Origin of the sequence: Vibrio sp. Vb1980, assembly GCF_033338615.1 — a bacterium.
Lineage (GTDB): Bacteria > Pseudomonadota > Gammaproteobacteria > Enterobacterales > Vibrionaceae > Vibrio > Vibrio alginolyticus.
On record NZ_JAWOSZ010000175.1, the window covers coordinates 1 to 524 of the forward strand.

Below are 524 nucleotides of genomic sequence, written 5' to 3' on the forward strand. Positions count from 1 at the left end.
GTTTGACTTCATGGTGCTGGGCCGTCAACGCGAAGAAACCATGGACATGCTCGTACAGCAAATTCCACTCGAGCTTTGGGCTACGGCACTGAAAGGTTCGGATATCACGTTGCAGCAAGCGATCAAACGCTCAATGCCACAACGTATGGTGAAAGCGCTAGAAGACGATATGGAAGCGCGTGGTGCAGTTGCACTAAGTCGAGTTCAGAAAGCACGCCAAGACATCATGCAAATGGTGCGCGAGCTTGATGAGTCGGGCGAAGTTCAGTTGCTTCTATACGAAGAGCCAACGGTGGAATAAAGCATGGCAGAACAAAGATCGAACATTATGCGACTGCCTCCAAGTGGTTACCGTTTACACCGTTTTCCGCCGCTGGCTCAGCCAGTTGCGGTTGATGAAGAGTTCGGCTTGGACAACCAAGGTTGGCAAGAGTCGCAAGTGGACATTCAGCAGCAACTTGAAGCAGGTTTCCAACAGGGGCTGCAACAAGGTCATGAAGAAGGTTTACGCCAAGGCATCGAGC

Annotated in this window: 1 protein-coding gene and 1 pseudogene; both read left to right on the forward strand. The window is 51.3% G+C overall.

Going from position 1 to position 524, the window contains the following annotated elements:
* Positions 1-301 (forward strand): FliG C-terminal domain-containing protein (locus tag R7F64_RS24360; RefSeq protein ID WP_318072220.1); only part of this gene is annotated, 301 nt, incomplete at its 5' end.
* Positions 302-304: 3 nt separating this feature from the next.
* Positions 305-524, forward strand: a pseudogene (locus R7F64_RS24365) (flagellar assembly protein FliH); the annotation flags it as partial.